Source organism: Haloferax mucosum ATCC BAA-1512 (genome assembly GCF_000337815.1).
Lineage (GTDB): Archaea > Halobacteriota > Halobacteria > Halobacteriales > Haloferacaceae > Haloferax > Haloferax mucosum.
On sequence record NZ_AOLN01000013.1, the window covers coordinates 270,682 to 286,511 of the forward strand.

Below are 15,830 nucleotides of genomic sequence, written 5' to 3' on the forward strand. Positions count from 1 at the left end.
GGTCACCCTTCGAGTTCGCTCTTGGCCACCTCCGCACCGGCGAACTCGAGCACCTCCCGGGCACCGTCGCGCGAGTACCCCTGTTCGACGAGCGCGTCGATCCACGCGTTTCGTTCGTCGTCGTCGAGTTCGTTCGCGCTCACGAGCGCCGAGAAGTTGATGTTGTGTTTCTTGTCTTCCCAGAGTTTGCGTTCGAGCGCGCGGCGGAGTCGGTCGTTGTCTTGCGGGTTGAACGACGTGCCTTCGCGTGCGCGACGCGACACCCAGTTGGAGACCTCCTGTCGGAAGTCGTCCTTGCGGTCTTCGGGGATGTTGAGCTTTTCTTCGACGGCGCGGAGGAACTTCTCGTCGGGGTCTTGGTCGCGCCCCGTCAGTTCGTCTTCGACCGTCGCGTCGTCGATGTAGGCCATCACGTGGTCCATGTACTTCTCGCCCTGTCTGCGAATCTCGTCGATGTCGTAGGCGAGGGCGTGGCGCACGTCTTCGATGGCGCGTTCTTTGTACTCTTCGCGGACCATTTCGAGGTAGCGGTGGTACCGTTCGAGGCTCTCTTCGGGAATCGACCCGTGGGTCTCCAAGTTCTCTCCGAGGTGGGTAAACGACGAAAGCGGCGAGAGGTACGACCGGCCGCGGTGGGTCGCATCCATAATCGCCTCGGCGATTTCGTCGCCGATGAAGCGCGCGGAGACGCCGTCCATGCCCTCGGCGATGTCGGCTTTGGCCTCGCCTTCCTCGCGGAGTTTTCGCACGTCAATGTCGTCGCCGTCGTCCAACTCGCCGTTGTAGGCTTTCGCCTTCTGGACGAGCGAGATGGTGTCCGAATCGGGTTCGACGATGCGCGTGAGGACGCCGAACAGCCCCGACATTTCGAGTGTGTGCGGTTCGACGTGGATGTCGGGCACGTCGGCGTTCCGGAGCATCTTCCGGTAGATTTCGGATTCCTGTTCGTATTCGAGGACGTACGGGAAGTCGATGCGCTTGGTCCGGTCGTTGAACGCCTCCATCTTCTCGTCGCCCTTCTTCTCCCGGTATTCGGGCATGTTCGTCCGGCCGACGATGACCTGGTCGATGTCGATTCGGGGGTTGTTCTTCGGCTTGATGGTCTGTTCCTGCGAGGCGTGCAGGAAGTCGTAGAGGAACTCGCGTTGGAGTTTCAGCAGTTCCTCGCCGGAGAAGATACCCCGGTTGGCGTTACAGAACGCCCCGGCGTAGTCGAACGCGCGCGGGTCGGATTCGCCGTAGACCGCGAGCTTCGAGTAGTTGACGTCGCCGGTGAGTTCGGTCTCGTCTTGGTTCTTCTTGTCTTTCGGCTCGAACGTCTCGACGCACTGCCGTTTGTTCTCGGAGGCGACGAGACGGATGATTTCGATGTGATTCTCCAGGACCGACTCTAAGTCGTCGTCGTAGTGCGCGAGCAGGCGGTCCATGTAGAACTCCGAGGCGGGGTCGAGCGCCTGGTCGTTCCGAATCGTGTAGGGTGCATCGAGGTTCTCGTTTAGTTGCTCGATGACGATGTCGCGTTGTTCCTGCGGGAGCAACACGAGCGGGTCTTGGTTCATCGGTGATGTGACGACGTCGTCAGCGGGGTCTTGGTCGCGGATGACGTCGCCGAGGTTCGACCACCGGAAGGTGTACATGCGGCCTTCGTCGCGCATCGTGTAATCCTCGAAGTAGCGTCGAGAAAGCCAGTCGAAGTGCGACTTCCCCGAGCCGACGGGACCCAAGAGGAGTTTGATGCGTTTTTCAGGACCGAGGCCGCGAGCACCAGATTTCACCTTGTTGACGAACTCGTGTATCGACTCGTGGACTTCGCGGCCGTAGAAGACGTTTTCTCCGTTGTGAAGCGGGTCTTCTGAGGCCATGAGGTACTCCACGACGCCCGCGTCTTCGTCGTAACGGGTGCCGTAAAAGTCGAACATGTCCGCCACGCGTTGGTGGGCGTTGCGAGCGATCTTCGGGTCTGCGTAGACCTCTTCTAAGTACCACTCGAAACTCTTCGCCTCGCGCAGGTCCGCGGGCACCGAGTCTTTGTAGTGCTTGCTCAGGTCTGCGAGTGTTTCGATTTCGCCGGTCATTGTTCGTGGAGCCTCGTCGGACCAGCCGTCTGAAGACGGTCGAGGGCGACGCGCCCGCGTCCGCGGGTCGCAGACGACACACCACACATCCGTCACGCGACGAGGGTGTCGCTGTGAGCGGGGAGGGCAGTACGTCGCCGCCGCTGCGCACTCACGACGGCTCGGCGATTGGCAACAGAATCGGCGCGGTTAGTTGGCGATGCGCGGCGGCTCGCTCGGCCCGGTGACCGAGACTGTTTTGAAGTGAGGGACGTTAGCATATAACGCTTTCTCCGTTTTTAGTCAAATTAATAACAATAATTAGGGGACATCCAGATACGTCTCATCGAAATCTAGCCACCCACGGACCGGCGTGTACCGATTTAATCGGCGATTCAGTCCGCTGACGGTCTCGTTAATCGAGTCGCTCCGAAATCATGTCGCGGGTCTTCGGCGGACCGCGTCAGTCTTCGACACCGATTTTCTGCGGACATCCTCGCGTTAGATGAAAGCGAGAAGGCTTAGGACACAGACCGACTATCGTACGTATGACCGACCTGCCCGACGGATGGACGCTCTGGAACGACGAGCAGGAGGGCCGTCGCATCCTCGCGTACCGGCCCGACGTGTTCAACGAGAGTTCGTTCCCCGCCGAGTGCATGCCGACGATTTTCGTGTGGAACGGGTCGCGGGCGAAACGACCCGGTGCAACCCAGATTCGAACCGAAACGTGGCACGCCGTGCTCTACCTCGAACCCGAAATCGAAGCCGTCGTCGAGGAGTTCGATTCCCGCGAGACGGCTCTCGAAGGCGCGGAAGCCATCGCTCAGCAGTTTGCGGACGGCGAGATAGACTACCGAGAGGCCTACCAGATTCCGCGTGAGGACTACTTCGACAAACTCGACGAACTGACCGGGCGAGAGTCTTAACCGACCCGCGGATAAATTTGCACCCATGACCTCCATCACGCTCATCGGCGCTCGGTTAACCGACCCGGGAACCGAATTCGTCTATCGCGGTGCGTCGAGCGCCTGTGAGGGGTGTCCGTACCGCCAGCAGTGTCTCAACCTCACCGAAGGCGTCCGCTACCGCGTCCGCGGCGTGCGCGAAAACACGCAGGTACTCGACTGCGCCGTCCACGACGAGGGCGTCCGCGCCGTCGAAGTCGAACCCGCACCGGTTCGGGCGAACGTCCCGTCGAAAGGCGCCTACGCCGGAAGCAAGGCCACACTTCAGGGTCCGTGTCCTCACACCGAGTGTCCGAGCCACCAATACTGCGTCCCCGAAGGCGCAGAATTCGACCAAGAGTACCGCATCAGCACCGTCGTCGGCGACCCACCGCACGACCACTGCCATCTCGACCGCAACCTGACGCTCGTCGAGTTCGAAGCGGCCGACGAGTAATCTAACTGCCACTCGCGGCGCTCCGACGCCACCGATTATCCTCTCTCGTCTGGCCTCTATCCGCCCTTCACCGACTCCCCCAATCGTCTTCTCCACCACCGCCATCCATCGCCTCCCCCTACCGTTTTACCGGCCGTCTGTGATACGAGAACGATGACGACCGCGGTCTACTTCGACCTCGATTCGACGCTTCTCCAGTACACGACCGATTTCGAGACCATCTTCGAGCGGGCGGTTCCGGACGCGCCAGCGGGAGCCTACGAGCGGTACGTCTCAGTCCTCTTCGACTCGTTCGACCGGCTTTCGACGGACCCCTACTACGAAGGGTTCAGCGCCGTCGTCTCCGAGTTCGGCGTTGACGCCGACCCCGAAGCGCTCGCGGCGCGACACACCGAAGCCGAACTCGCGGCGACGACCGTCCCCGAACAAGCCCGCGATGCCCTCGCTCGTGCCGCGTCACGGGGACCGTCCGGGATTCTGACGAACGGCACAGCGGAGATGCAACGAGCGAAAATCGAGCGACACGGTCTCGAAAGCGATGTCGATGCCGTCATCGTCTCGAACGACCCCGATATCGCCGTCCGAAAGCCAGACGCCGATATTTTCGAGGCCGCCGAAGCGGCCCTCCCCGCGGACGGCTACGTCTACGTCGGCGACACATACGACGAGGATATCGTCGGGGCGCGGCAGGCCGGCTGGCGAGCGTTTCACGTCGGTACCGACGGTCCCGACGACGACCCGATGCGAGTCGAGTCGGTGGCGGACGCGGTCGCTCGCATCTTCGATTAAACGGTGGTACGGGCCGGTCACCGAGCACTACGGGAGCGTTCCAATTTTCTCACCGGCGTAGCCGAAGATGTCGGCGTAGCCGTTCGCGGAGAGTAAAATCGGATAGAAATCGCGGTCTGCGACGAACAGTTCGTCGTCGGCGCGGGCGAACGTCGTCCCCGTCGTGAGAGCCTCGAAATTGGTGGCGAGGACTTCGTACTCCTCGGCGATGGGCTTGGGGAGTTCTTCGAGCAATCGGAACACGTCGAGGCAGTTTTCCTCCGGAATCCCGAGTTTCAAGCGGTCGTCTTCGGTCTGCGAGTCGGACACTGTACCACCGCTTCCGTCGCCCGCGACCGCCGGTGCAGGGAGGACGTTCGTCGCGGTGAGAAACGCGCGGATAAGCCAGTAGGCGTTGCCAGCGGCTTCCTCGGAGTGCTGGAGACCGGCCTCGACTTCGATGGTGTGGGCGTGCTCGATGAGTCGCCCTTCGGCGAAATTGTTCGTCTCGACGGCCACTCCGACCGGGAGACGCGGGAGAATCGACCGCGCGATAGCGTCCACGGTATCGACGATAGCGAACGGTTCCGCGTACGACTGCGTAGAGTGGATAGAAAATGCCGTCGTGCCGCGAACCTCGCGTCCGAGGTCGTGTGCGAGACGCCGCTCGTGGTTGTCCGCGTTCGGGTCGCCCGGGAACGCCCGGTTGAGGTCCTCGTCGAGGTATCGAACGTCCGCTTCGAGCGCCTCCTCGTTAGCGATGATGAGTTTCACCGGGCGCTCGACGTCCGGGTCTTCCGCGACGAACCGCTCGATAGCGCGAGCACCACACGGTTCGTCACCGTGAATCGACCCGACGACTGACACCTCAGGCGTCCCGTCACCGAGTTCGTAGATTCGCATGGCAAGTTCCTAGCAGTAGGCGCTAAAGGGTCTTTAGATTCGCGTAGGCGATTCCCTCCGCGTATAACTGATGGTTAAACACCGCTAGTGCTCTAACTGCTCTGCGTACTCGTAGTCGGCGGGGTAGGCGGTCGCTCGGTGTCCGTCGAGTTCGATTTGCCAGCCGTGAAGCACTGTCGGGTCGTCCAGCGCCGCTCGAAGCGTCGTCCGAACGTCGTCAACGTCAACGCCGTAGAAGTCACTCGGGACACCGCGGATGTACTCAAGAGCCGTCTCGAACAGCGAGCGCATGCCGGTATCGTTCTCGAAGTCGAAGTGTTTGTACGCGCCGGCGGCCACCTGCACCATCCCGTGGAGGAAGGCGCTTTCTGCGGTCCCCGCGCCGTAGTTGTACCACTCGTCTTCGAAGCAGTCGTGGCTCTCGTGAAAGTCGCCAGAGTTGAACAGGCGGACGCCGTGTTCGACCGCCCGTCGAAGCGTGGCGTGTTCCCACAACCGCAGGTCCTCGTTCCACCCCGAGGGATTTCCGAGCGGTGGGGCAACGCTCGGGTCGCGGGTGTGTTCGTCCATGGGAATCACAGCGTCGCGGACCCCGGTAATACCATCGGTGGCGGCACGTGAACGCGACGAAACGCCCTGAGGTGCGGCGGCACCGACGGGGTCGGAGTCGCGTCTGACGATTCGCAACGTTTTAGCGGCCCCCCTGACGTATTTCAATACGCGCGAGGGTAGCTAAGTCAGGAAAAAGCGGCGGACTCAAGATCCGCTCCCGTAGGGGTCCGTGGGTTCAAATCCCTCCCCTCGCACTTGTACCGGGGAACAACGTGACGAGTGCCAAGTGTGTCCGGAGGGGTTCGGAGCAGGGAGCGTGAGCGACCGTAGTTCGAATTCCTCCCCCTCCCCTCGCATCGCGTTTTTCGGACCGTCAGTGGGATAACGACGCGTCTTCGGAGTTGAACGAACAGACACTACTCTTGGAGAGGAACGACTGAGAGTGGAACGGCGCGACGTGACAACAGAGTGGACTCGAAAGGAGACACACGGTCACGGACGACACACCAACAGACCACGTTTCTGGTGAAAGTTCGCAGACAGAACGCGCATCGAAACGACATTCCAGCGGGTGAACGACACACAGTTCTGTCAGTCTGATTGTCAGCTATCTCCGACATAACAGATTTTGTCAGAAACATTCATTATGTTATTGCACCTACTATAGAGTTGCCGGAGGCGCAAGGACGCACCGGATGACCAAACCGAATCCATCAGACGACGTGAAAGGCGTCGATGATGGTACGCATCGCCAGATGCGGAGGGATGGAATCGACATGAACACCGAGTCTTTCGTAAAAGGAAGACGAGGTCAAAGCGCCGAAGAGGAACCGAAGCGACCCCGATAACCACTCTGCGAGCGAGTGGCAGGAAGGCCAAGTACCGGACCACGAGGAATTGGAGTTCGGGAACTCGGCGCAAGCCGAAAAAGGCCGTGAGGGTTGTGGAAAACGTCTTCCGTCCGGGTTCTAATTGCGGATTCCGGTTTCTTCGTTGTTCGTCCTGTGAGACGAAAGTCCACCTCGTCGTGTTCCCGAAGGAAACTTACTCGTCGAGTAACTGCGTCATCACCCGAAGGTATTCCGATGCGACAAGCGGTTCGTCGGCCGCGGTCCGCTCGACGGCCGCCAGCCCGTGTTTCAATCGTTCTTTGAGTGGACTGGGCGGCACCTTGTGCTGGAGCAATTGGGACGCGTTTTCGGCTTGCTCGTACGCGGTCTCGTAGTCGCCGGTTCGAACCGCTTGTCGAGCTTCACCGAACGCCTCAGTGAGCGAATCGCGGACGCGCACCGGGAGGTCGATTGCGTCGGTCACGGCACGGAAGTACGTGTCCCACGCTGATAAGCCACCGGACTGGCCCGCTTTCGGACTGGCCACTCGGTCTCGGCCGGTGGATATAGGCCCCTTCCCGCGACTGTCTCGTGCATGAACGAACTTGACGCTCGCGCAGACCGCGCACAGCGCGCGGCCCGAGACGGCGGTGCAGTCGCACGGCGTGCCTTTCGAACCGGCATTGCGGTCGAAAACAAAGGCGGCAAAACGGACGTCGTCACGCAAGCCGACCGAGACGCACAACGCCGCGTCGTCGAGCGCATCCGCGGCGCGTTCCCCAACGACGCCATCGTCGGCGAGGAAGCGGACGAACTGAAATCGGTCCCCGAGGACGGTCCGGCGTGGGTCGTTGACCCCATCGACGGAACGAACAACTTCGTCCGCAACACCCCGATTTGGGCGACGGCCGTCGCCGCCGTGGTCGATGGCGAACCCGTCGCCGCCGCGAACTCGCTTCCAGCGTTCGAGGACCTCTACGCCGCCGACGACGAGGCGGCCTACCGAAACGGCGAAGAAATCTCCGTGAGCGCCCGCGACGACCCCGAGACCTGTTCTGTCTGTCCGACGTTCTGGTGGGATTACGACGCCCGCGACGAGTACGCGGCCGCGACGCGCGCTATCGTCACCCGCTTCGGCGACCTCCGTCGGTACGGCAGTATGCAGGTCGCGCTCTCGTTCGTCGCCGACGGCGCGCTCGACGGCGTGATTACGAACAAGCAAGCGAACCCGTGGGACTCCGTGTCCGGGGCCCACCTCGTCAGGATGGCCGGCGGGACGGTCACCGACCTCGACGGGAACGAGTGGCGGCACGATTCGCAGGGACTCGTCGCCTCTAACGGACACGTCCACGACGCGGTTCTCGACGCGGCCCGCGAAATCGACAGACTGTGAGCTGATTCCACGAAACGAGGGCGGATATATCGCTCCCGCCAGCGGTTTTTGTCAATTTTGAGGAAATAAGTGGTTCTATCCGCAAGGGGGAAGTTCACCCCCCTAGTACGGGTGGGTATGAAACTCGACGCGACGGACCGGGCAATCCTTCGTATCCTGATGGAGGACGCGCGGACACCGTTCAGTGAAATTGCCCGCCGAATCGACATGTCGAGTGCGACGGTCCACGACCGAGTCGGACGAATGGAAGATGCCGGTGTCATCGAGGGCTACCACGCACACGTTGACCCTCGACAGGTCGGGTTGGGAACCTCGGCGCTCGTCGGTTTTCAGGTCAAACAGGGGCACGAAAAAGAGGCACTCGAACAACTCCCCGACATCGAAGGCGTACAGGAAATCAACCTGACGACCGGCGAGTGGGACGTGATGCTCCGGGTCTACGCCGAAGACACGGACGCCCTGCGCGAACTCATGTTCGACCACATCGCGGAACTCGAAGGCTTCTCGCGGTCGCAGACGATGGTTATCCTCGGCACCGAGTACGACGACCCCGTCTTACCGATTCGGGAACCCGAAGCCGAGGACTGACGCGGTGCGGCGGCTCAGATGATGCTTTTTTGCGCCCTCGCGGTCGGCACCCGCGAGCGAGGCGTGCGTGTTGAATGCGAAAGACCGGAACCCTAAACAGGCCCGCCGTCGGGGTTTCGGCTATGGCAACGGTAGCAGAGCGAGTCGGTCTCGACCCTGAGCGCCTGTGGGGCGTCGGCGTCGTGGCCCTCCTCGTCGCACTCGTTGGCGGGTCGCTCGCGTTCCCTCGCGTCGTCTACGACGGCTTCATCTGGCACTACTTTTGGGGCCCGGTTCAGGCCGACGCCAACTCGGCTGTCTGTGCCGTCCGGGCGGGCGGCGTGACCCAGTATCTCGACAGCGCGTCGGCCTGCGCCGCCGCGGCTGAACCCGTCGCGTACCCCGGCTACACGCTCGTCTCAGAGGTCGGCTACATGGTCACGCTCATCATCGCCCTCACGGGGGTCGTGTTCCTCCTCCGCCGCCTCGACATCGGCGAAGACCCGCGGTTCTTCTTCGCTCTCGTCCCGTTCATGTTCTTCGGCGGCGCGTTCCGCGTCGTCGAGGACGCGAACGACACTCCCGGCGTGGCCGACGCACTCATCACGTACCCGCTGAACACGCTCGTCATCAGCCCGGTCATCTACGTGACCGTCTTCGCAATCACGCTCGTCGCGGTCGTCGGCGCGGTCGTCGCCGAGAGACGAGGCGTCATCGGCGACTACATGAAGCTACTCTTCGGAGTTGGCTCAGCCGTGCTCGCGGTTACGCTCGGCTATCTCCTGTGGGCCGGTCTCACCGGCGCGCAGGGTGCGACCTTCTACCCGCAAGTACTTCTCGTCATCCTCGCCGGGGCGACGGTCGCCGCCGCCGCGACGTGGTGGCTCATCGAGCGGTTCAAACCCGAAATCAACGCCGGAACGGGTCGTATCGGCCTCGTCGTCATCTGGGGCCACGCAATCGACGGCGTGGCGAACGTCGTCGGTCTCGACTGGATGACCGCCCTCGGCGCGGGGAACAACCTCATTCCGAAGCACCCAGTGAACAAGGCAGTCGTTGACTTTACGGTCTCGACGCTCCCCGAGCCGATATTCGCTATCACGGGCGGTGCGTGGCCGTTCCTGCTCGTGAAACTCGTCGCCGCGACGGCGGTCGTCTGGGTGTTCGACGAGCAGATATTCGAGGAGAGTCCGCGCTACGCGATTTTACTTCTCATCGCCGTCCTCGCGGTCGGTCTCGGACCCGGCTCGCGCGACATGCTTCGGGCGACGTTCGGCGTCTAAGCACGCCGCGCTCTCGACTCGCTTTTCCGTTTCGGTGCGGACGTTGATACGTGAAGCCGCGGCCAACGCGTCTGTGACGTGATCTGTGCCGTGCGGCGACTCGCGGGAGTCCGACACATCGCCGCACGGGAAGTCGCCGGGGGAGCGTGTCGGCTGGTAGCCTGGTTACGGAAACGGATGGAACTCGCGGTCGAGTCGAGGCTCGAATCCGAGGTCTCGCGGAACTGACTCGGCACGGTCGGCGAAAAACGGCTCTCCGATAAAGAGCGGTTGCGCTTCGGGAATCAACACGCGCGCCGCCTCGAATCCGAGTTGTTCGACGTCCCGCGGCGTGATTCGAGCGGCGTAGGCGTCCAGACCGGCGTCGGCCACGCGCTCGACGACAGCACCGAGTTCGTCCGCGCCGCCGGGGTCGTCCGGTCCGACCGAGTCGGTGGGAATCGTCGCATCCGGCGAGACGAACTGCCGAGCCGCGTCCGGGAAATCGGCGTACGTCGCAATCGCGCCGCCCTGTGTCGCCGCTTGCTCGGGACCCATTCCGCGGAGTTCGGTCCAGTTCTGAATCGCCTCGGCGAGCGCCGAGCGAGCGGCGCTGTCGGCGTCGAGGTCGGCACCCGAACCCATGGCGAATCTCGGCCACTCGTCCTCGCGGTGGACGGCGACGGCGACGACCGGCACGTCAACGTCTTGTGTCACCAACAGCGTCGTCACCTCCAAATCCTCCGAACGAGCGCGAGCGCGCAGAGTCTCGAACGTCTCGTCTGTCACGTCCAATCTGAGCGGGTCGAACGTCGAGTACCACGCGAGCATCGTCGCGTCTCGTTCTATCGTCTCGTACAGTCCCGAGAGGAGCGCTTCCGTTCCGGAGTTCCCGAGTCCGAGTCCCGTCGTAATCGACGGCTTGTATCGCTCCGTCGGCGGCGGGTAGTGGACGAACTCGGCGGGGAGCGAGACGGCTGTTCCCGTGTCGAGGTGCTCGCCATCGACCCACTGGATGGGTTCGTTCGGGTCGGGGGTGCGGTACGAATCGGGGCGCACGAATCGGCTTGGCGGGACGGCGTTCGGCCGCGAGGACGCGGGTGCGACCGCGAATTCGCTCGACCGATAGATTCCCGCCGCGTATCGTTCGAGCGCCTCGCCGAGTGCTTTCATGTACGCCTCGTCCCAGCCAGCGGCCGCGCCGCCCGCGAGTTCTGCCGCGCGAGTGTCGGCGTAGGCGGTCGTGTCCGCGGTCTGTGCGACGTAGTACGGAATCGGAAACGACTCGCGCTCGCCGACCTGCGTGACGATGCCGACGCGGTCGTCAACGGCCAGTTCCGCCCGCGAGAGCGCGTCGGCTAACTCGACTGCACGGAAGTCTCGGCGGACGGTTCGGTCCCTGTCGGTCAGCGTGGGCGTCGGTACGAACGAGCGTTCGCCACCGGGGACTTCGACGACACTGCCGGCGATATCGTCGCCCGAGAGGAGCGCGATACCGCGTCGGCCCGCGACAGCACCGGCGAGTCGGACCGCCGCGCGGTCACCTGTGGGGCGGCCGTCCGACTCGGTCGTCGAAGCGACGCGAGCGCGAAGGTCGGCGAACCGGGCGCTCGCGGCGTCGAACGCCGAGACTGCGGCGTCCATGTCGGTGACGGCGTGGCCGCCGATACCGCCAATTTCGACCGCCAGCCAGCGGTCGGCCGCGTCGTCAGCCGCGTCGAAGGCGTCGTCACCGGCCGCCGCGACGACGAATCCGAGGGCGAACTCGCCGAGCGAGTCCGGCGTCGTCTCGGTCACTGTGGCGTCGATATCGGTGCACGCCGCGCGAATCGACTCGGCGGCGGGACCGCTCCCGACGAGTCCGATATTCATGTACGCGACGAAGAAGGGAGATGCAAAAAAGCGGGGGGTATTCGACAGCAGACGGAGGGAGCTACCGTGCGAGGAGGTCCTGTGCCACGTCGGCCAGTTCGTCGGCCTCGGCGGCGACGAGTTCGTCCGCGCCGAGTTTCAGGCGGAGGCGAGGGCGACCAACGTCGATTGGGACCTTCTCGGTGTCGATGAGGTCGAGTTCTTCGAGCTTCGTCTTCGTCCGGGAGAACGTCGCCTTACTCGCAATGCCGACGTCCTCGCCCCACTTCGAGATGTCGTAGAGGAGCACTTCGTTGCGGGCGGCGACGAGAAGCGAGATGGTCACTTCGTCGAGACCGTCGCCGTCACCGCGGGCAGACGAGAGCGACCCGAGCACCGCGTCGAAGTCAGCGAGCGTCTCGTCGCCGATATCCTCGGCGAGCGTCTCGCGGACTTTGGCGAGTGGCGGGGTGCGAAGCTTGAACTCCGGCGCGTCTTCCCAGTGTGCGTGGTGGGCTTCGAACGCCGTCTCGACGAACTCCGCGTCGTCGGTGACGAGACCGGCGACCTTGTCGCCAGCGCCGACGAGTGCGACGACCGAGTTGGGCGTGACGAAGAGCGTGTTCTTGACCTCGTCGTCCGCAGTGTGCATTGATAGCACGCCGTCGGCGACGAGATTCGCGGCGTTGGACGCGATGATGAAATCGTCGAGGACGTCCTTCAGAACGCTTTCGTCGGCGACGAGGCGAATCTCGGGGAGTGTCGTGTCGAGTGCAGTGGCGACGGACACGATTCCTTCGATGACCTCGGCGGTCGGATTTGCGACCAGCACTTCGTCCTCTGTGGAAGAAAGGACGGACTCGATGATGTCTTCTACCCCCTCAGCGAGTAGATTAGAACGAATAGCCATAAGTTGAATATCGGCCGTAATATATTTAATATTAACGCAAGTCAGATGCCAGAACGTACTCTAAAATGGCTTGTAACAAGTCATAATTAAGCGAATTGAGCATTTTCATTTCAGAAATTTTACTTCTGTCCCGTTGTGGGAAAATCAGTATTCGGTTTGGACCGGAACTCATCATGCGATTTGTTTACATGCAACTACCGAGAATCAACATTTGGGCGAAAAGACAGGTTCGCGTTCGTCGGTTTCGCGTATTCTTGTATCTGTCAGCCAGTAACACGGCACAGATTATGCATCGATATGTAACACACCACCGGCAGACGTAGCCAAAGGGGACACATTTATGCCGTAATTGGGCAGGATAGTATGTATGGACTACAGCCACGTCCGCGACACTGACCCCGCAGTGGCAGACGCCCTCGCAGGTGAGGTCGAACGCCAGCGCGACACGCTTGCGATGATTGCATCAGAGAACCACGTCAGCGAAGCAGTCCTCGAAGCCCAAGGGAGCGCGCTGACGAACAAGTACGCGGAAGGCTACCCCGGCAAGCGCTACTACGCCGGCTGTGAGTACGCCGACGAGGTCGAGAACCTCGCCATCGAGCGCGCTACGGAACTCTGGGGCGCAGAACACGTCAACGTCCAGCCGCACTCCGGCACGCAGGCGAACATGGGCGTCTACCTCGCCATGCTCGAACCGGGCGACAAGATTCTCTCGCTCGATTTGACCCACGGCGGTCACCTGAGCCACGGCCACCCCGCGAACTTCACGGGCAAGCTCTACGACGTCGAACAGTACGAGGTTGACGCCGAGACGGGCTACATCGACTACGAGCAACTCGCCGAGAGAGCTGAGTCGTTCGACCCCGACATCATCGTCTCCGGCTACTCCGCGTACCCCCGAGCCGTCGAGTGGGACACGATTCAGGACGTCGCCGAGTCCGTCGATGCGCTCCACCTCGCCGACATCGCCCACATCACGGGTCTCGTCGCCGCGGGCGTCCACCCCTCGCCCGTCGGCATCGCCGACTTCGTGACCGGTTCGACCCACAAGACCATCCGCGCTGGTCGCGGCGGCATCATCATGTGCGACGAGGAGTACGCCTCCGACATCGACAGCGCCGTCTTCCCCGGCGGTCAGGGCGGTCCCCTCATGCACAACATCGCGGGCAAGGCCGTCGGCTTCAAAGAGGCGCTCCAACCCGAGTTCGAGGAGTACGCCCAGCAGGTCGTCGAGAACGCCAAAGTCCTCGCCGAGACGTTCGAAGACCACGGTCTCAGCGTCGTCTCCGGCGGCACCGACACGCACCTCGTGCTCGTTGACCTGCGTGACTCGCACCCGGACCTCACCGGCGGCGACGCCGAAGACGCCCTCGAATCGACCGGCATCGTCCTCAACGCGAACACCGTCCCCGGCGAGACGCGCTCCGCGTTCAACCCGAGCGGTATCCGCGCCGGCACGCCCGCACTCACGACCCGCGGCTTCGGCGCAGACGAGACCCGCGAGGTCGGCGAACTCATCGTGAAGGTCGTCAACAACCACGACGACGAAGACGTGCTCGCCGAGGTCTCCGAACGCGTTCAAGAACTCTGCGACGCCCACTCGCTGTACGAGTAAGCGACACTTCGACAGCTCGATTTTTTCGACGAATTGGCCCGCGAGTCGTGCATCCGTCCCGGCACGCCGAGCCGCTTTTTTGTGATTCGCAAGCGTATCGAACGCATCCCAATGCGCAGACGAACGCTTCTGAGTGCGTTCTCGGCGTCGGTCGCCGGACTCGCCGGGTGTACGTCTCCGGGCGGGACCGAACCCATGACAGACGAACGCGAGACGACAGAGACCACGTCTGACCCCGACGAGCCGACGACTGCCGGTGAACCATCCACAAGCACGACAACCGACGGCCGAGCCAGCGATGGTGACGGCGGCGACCGCGACACCGCTACCACCGACGGCGACACTGTGGGCACCGACCTCGACCGCCGCGAAGCCAACGTGATGGCTGTCGAATTCGAGCAACCGGGGAGCGACCACCGTTTTTCGGTGACGCTCTATCACGACGATGCCGGCGAAGACGGCTATGCGAACTGGTGGGTCATCGAGGCGCTCGACGGGAGCGAACTCGGGCGTCGGAAACTCCTCCACGCTCACGGAACACAAGAGTTCACGCGCTCTGAGACCATCACGATTCCCGAGGGGACGGCCTGCGTCGTCGTTCGCGGACACGACCAGACTCACGGGTACGGCGGGCGCGCGATGCTCGTGAATCTGGACACGGGTGCGACGCGGACGGTCAACCAAGGGGCTGAGCCGCGGTCGTTCGCGGACGCCGACTGCTGAAGACGTGGTCGACAGCGCCGCACCGACCGGCGAACCTGAATCGCGTGCAACACTATTACTCGTCGGTCCGTAGGGGCGGAACGCTATGGCACCGATTCGTCGTCTCGTCCTCGACGTGTTGAAACCGCACTCGCCGTCAACGGTAAAATTCGCCCGCAACGTCGCCGACGCGTCGGGCGTCGTGGGAGTGAACGCGATACTGCTCGAAACGGACCGCGAGGTACAGAACATCCGACTCGTCACCGAAGGAGAGGCTATCGACGCCGACGAGGTCGAACGTCGAATCAGCGACCTCGGTGGAACCGTCCATTCTATCGACGAAGTCGTCGCCGGTGAACAGACAGTCGAACCGCGCGACCAACCGCAAGACTGGTTGCCACCGTGACGCCGCGGCAACTCGCCGAACTCGTCGGAAACGAGCAGGTTCGCGCCATCTCCCGGCGGTACTTCGTCTCGAACGGGTTCGACGGGGCGCTGACGTGTATCGGACTCGTCATCGGCGCGTTTCTCACCGGTATCACCGACGGCATGACGGTCGTCGAAATCGGTGTCGGTGCCGCCGTCGGTCTCACGACCTCCGGCGTCTGGAGCGTCTGGGAGATAGAGCGCGCCGAAAAACGAGCCGAACTGGCACGCATCGAAGACGCCATGCTGGCCGACCTCGACGGAACCGCAGTCGAGCGCCAAAAGGTAGCCGCGCGGGGTATCAACGCCGCCGCGAGCGGTCTCGGGCCGCTCGTCGGTATCGTCATCCCGCTCCTTCCGTTTCTTGCGGTCGGGCCAGGTCTGTCGATGACGACCGCGACACTCACGTCCGTCTTCCTCGGGACGGCGATTCTCTTTTCGTTCGGCGCGTACATGGGGTCGATATCCAATCAGCGATGGTACGTCGCCGGCGTCCGAATGGCACTCGCGGGTGTTGCAGTCGCCATCGTGAATCTGCTCTTCGGTGGCTGAGTTGCGATTGGATACGCATGTATGTGAATATTTGCTCCATT

16 protein-coding genes and 1 tRNA gene are annotated in these 15,830 nt (G+C 62.7%); 11 read left to right on the forward strand and 6 right to left on the reverse strand.

Annotated features, from left to right (window positions below; all coding sequences use genetic code 11):
• Positions 1-2 precede the first annotated feature (2 nt).
• Complete coding sequence (locus tag C440_RS11370) at positions 3-2,075, reverse strand: PrkA family serine protein kinase (RefSeq protein WP_008320624.1); 2,073 nt, start codon at positions 2,073-2,075, stop codon at positions 3-5.
• Between the two features lie 527 nt (positions 2,076-2,602).
• Here C440_RS11370 and C440_RS11375 point away from each other — a divergent pair.
• The 3 genes from C440_RS11375 (at position 2,603) to C440_RS11385 (ending at position 4,247) form a co-directional block, all read left to right on the forward strand.
• On the forward strand, positions 2,603-2,983 hold the full coding sequence (locus tag C440_RS11375; RefSeq protein WP_008320625.1) for a DUF5820 family protein: 381 nt from the start codon (positions 2,603-2,605) through the stop codon (positions 2,981-2,983).
• A gap of 25 nt (positions 2,984-3,008) precedes the next feature.
• The gene (locus C440_RS11380) at positions 3,009-3,458 is read left to right on the forward strand and encodes a UPF0179 family protein (RefSeq protein ID WP_008320626.1); all 450 of its coding nucleotides are present in this window, start codon (positions 3,009-3,011) and stop codon (positions 3,456-3,458) included.
• Positions 3,459-3,611: 153 nt separating this feature from the next.
• Positions 3,612-4,247: an HAD family hydrolase gene (locus C440_RS11385; RefSeq protein ID WP_008320627.1), complete on the forward strand. Its 636-nt coding sequence runs from the start codon at positions 3,612-3,614 to the stop codon at positions 4,245-4,247.
• Positions 4,248-4,274: 27 nt separating this feature from the next.
• Here C440_RS11385 and C440_RS11390 read toward each other — a convergent pair whose 3' ends face one another.
• Positions 4,275-5,129: a M14 family metallopeptidase gene (locus C440_RS11390; RefSeq protein ID WP_008320628.1), complete on the reverse strand. Its 855-nt coding sequence runs from the start codon at positions 5,127-5,129 to the stop codon at positions 4,275-4,277.
• 84 nt (positions 5,130-5,213) lie between these two features.
• Positions 5,214-5,699, reverse strand: coding sequence for a DUF309 domain-containing protein (locus tag C440_RS11395; RefSeq protein ID WP_008320629.1), 486 nt, complete (start codon positions 5,697-5,699; stop codon positions 5,214-5,216).
• Positions 5,700-5,851: 152 nt separating this feature from the next.
• Here C440_RS11395 and C440_RS11400 point away from each other — a divergent pair.
• Positions 5,852-5,935, forward strand: a tRNA-Leu gene (locus C440_RS11400).
• Positions 5,936-6,725: 790 nt separating this feature from the next.
• Here the strand turns inward: C440_RS11400 and C440_RS11405 are convergent.
• Entirely contained in the window at positions 6,726-6,995 is a 270-nt protein-coding gene (locus C440_RS11405; protein WP_008320630.1) for a hypothetical protein, read from the reverse strand.
• A gap of 111 nt (positions 6,996-7,106) precedes the next feature.
• Between C440_RS11405 and C440_RS11410 the strand changes: the two genes are divergently transcribed.
• The 3 genes from C440_RS11410 (at position 7,107) to C440_RS11420 (ending at position 9,754) form a co-directional block, all read left to right on the forward strand.
• Positions 7,107-7,904: an inositol monophosphatase family protein gene (locus C440_RS11410; protein ID WP_008320631.1), complete on the forward strand. Its 798-nt coding sequence runs from the start codon at positions 7,107-7,109 to the stop codon at positions 7,902-7,904.
• 117 nt (positions 7,905-8,021) lie between these two features.
• Complete coding sequence (locus tag C440_RS11415; RefSeq protein ID WP_008320632.1) at positions 8,022-8,492, forward strand: Lrp/AsnC family transcriptional regulator; 471 nt, start codon at positions 8,022-8,024, stop codon at positions 8,490-8,492.
• 122 nt (positions 8,493-8,614) lie between these two features.
• Positions 8,615-9,754 carry a DUF63 family protein gene (locus C440_RS11420; RefSeq protein WP_008320633.1) on the forward strand — a complete coding sequence of 380 codons (1,140 nt, stop codon included), beginning with the start codon at positions 8,615-8,617 and terminating at the stop codon, positions 9,752-9,754.
• Between the two features lie 165 nt (positions 9,755-9,919).
• Here C440_RS11420 and C440_RS11425 read toward each other — a convergent pair whose 3' ends face one another.
• Positions 9,920-11,605, reverse strand: a complete 1,686-nt coding sequence (locus C440_RS11425; RefSeq protein WP_008320634.1) for a YcaO-like family protein — start codon at positions 11,603-11,605, stop codon at positions 9,920-9,922.
• A gap of 61 nt (positions 11,606-11,666) precedes the next feature.
• On the reverse strand, positions 11,667-12,494 hold the full coding sequence (gene tbsP / locus C440_RS11430) for a transcriptional regulator TbsP (RefSeq protein WP_008320635.1): 828 nt from the start codon (positions 12,492-12,494) through the stop codon (positions 11,667-11,669).
• Positions 12,495-12,861: 367 nt separating this feature from the next.
• On the opposite strand from tbsP, the gene glyA reads away from it, so the two are divergent.
• From glyA to C440_RS11450, 4 genes are all read left to right on the forward strand, one after another.
• Entirely contained in the window at positions 12,862-14,109 is a 1,248-nt protein-coding gene (glyA, locus tag C440_RS11435; protein ID WP_008320636.1) for a serine hydroxymethyltransferase, read from the forward strand.
• A gap of 111 nt (positions 14,110-14,220) precedes the next feature.
• The gene (locus C440_RS11440) at positions 14,221-14,832 is read left to right on the forward strand and encodes a hypothetical protein (protein WP_008320637.1); all 612 of its coding nucleotides are present in this window, start codon (positions 14,221-14,223) and stop codon (positions 14,830-14,832) included.
• An 85-nt stretch (positions 14,833-14,917) separates the two neighbouring features.
• Positions 14,918-15,217, forward strand: coding sequence for a DUF211 domain-containing protein (locus C440_RS11445; RefSeq protein ID WP_008320640.1), 300 nt, complete (start codon positions 14,918-14,920; stop codon positions 15,215-15,217).
• Positions 15,214-15,789 carry a VIT1/CCC1 transporter family protein gene (locus C440_RS11450; RefSeq protein ID WP_008320641.1) on the forward strand — a complete coding sequence of 192 codons (576 nt, stop codon included), beginning with the start codon at positions 15,214-15,216 and terminating at the stop codon, positions 15,787-15,789. Before C440_RS11445 ends, C440_RS11450 begins: the two co-directional genes overlap by 4 nt.
• Positions 15,790-15,830: the final 41 nt, after the last annotated feature.

Bases quoted from the DNA above. Each gene is read 5' to 3' on its own strand.
- C440_RS11440 (WP_008320637.1), top strand. From the start codon at position 14,221: ATGCGCAGACGAACGCTTCTGAGTGCGTTCTCGGCGTCGGTCGCCGGA.
- C440_RS11425 (WP_008320634.1), bottom strand. From the start codon at position 11,605: ATGAATATCGGACTCGTCGGGAGCGGTCCCGCCGCCGAGTCGATTCGC.
- C440_RS11380 (WP_008320626.1), top strand. From the start codon at position 3,009: ATGACCTCCATCACGCTCATCGGCGCTCGGTTAACCGACCCGGGAACC.
- C440_RS11420 (WP_008320633.1), top strand. From the start codon at position 8,615: ATGGCAACGGTAGCAGAGCGAGTCGGTCTCGACCCTGAGCGCCTGTGG.
- C440_RS11410 (WP_008320631.1), top strand. From the start codon at position 7,107: ATGAACGAACTTGACGCTCGCGCAGACCGCGCACAGCGCGCGGCCCGA.
- C440_RS11375 (WP_008320625.1), top strand. From the start codon at position 2,603: ATGACCGACCTGCCCGACGGATGGACGCTCTGGAACGACGAGCAGGAG.
- glyA (WP_008320636.1), top strand. From the start codon at position 12,862: ATGGACTACAGCCACGTCCGCGACACTGACCCCGCAGTGGCAGACGCC.
- C440_RS11395 (WP_008320629.1), bottom strand. From the start codon at position 5,699: ATGGACGAACACACCCGCGACCCGAGCGTTGCCCCACCGCTCGGAAAT.
- C440_RS11370 (WP_008320624.1), bottom strand. From the start codon at position 2,075: ATGACCGGCGAAATCGAAACACTCGCAGACCTGAGCAAGCACTACAAA.
- C440_RS11445 (WP_008320640.1), top strand. From the start codon at position 14,918: ATGGCACCGATTCGTCGTCTCGTCCTCGACGTGTTGAAACCGCACTCG.
- C440_RS11385 (WP_008320627.1), top strand. From the start codon at position 3,612: ATGACGACCGCGGTCTACTTCGACCTCGATTCGACGCTTCTCCAGTAC.
- tbsP (WP_008320635.1), bottom strand. From the start codon at position 12,494: ATGGCTATTCGTTCTAATCTACTCGCTGAGGGGGTAGAAGACATCATC.
- C440_RS11390 (WP_008320628.1), bottom strand. From the start codon at position 5,129: ATGCGAATCTACGAACTCGGTGACGGGACGCCTGAGGTGTCAGTCGTC.
- C440_RS11415 (WP_008320632.1), top strand. From the start codon at position 8,022: ATGAAACTCGACGCGACGGACCGGGCAATCCTTCGTATCCTGATGGAG.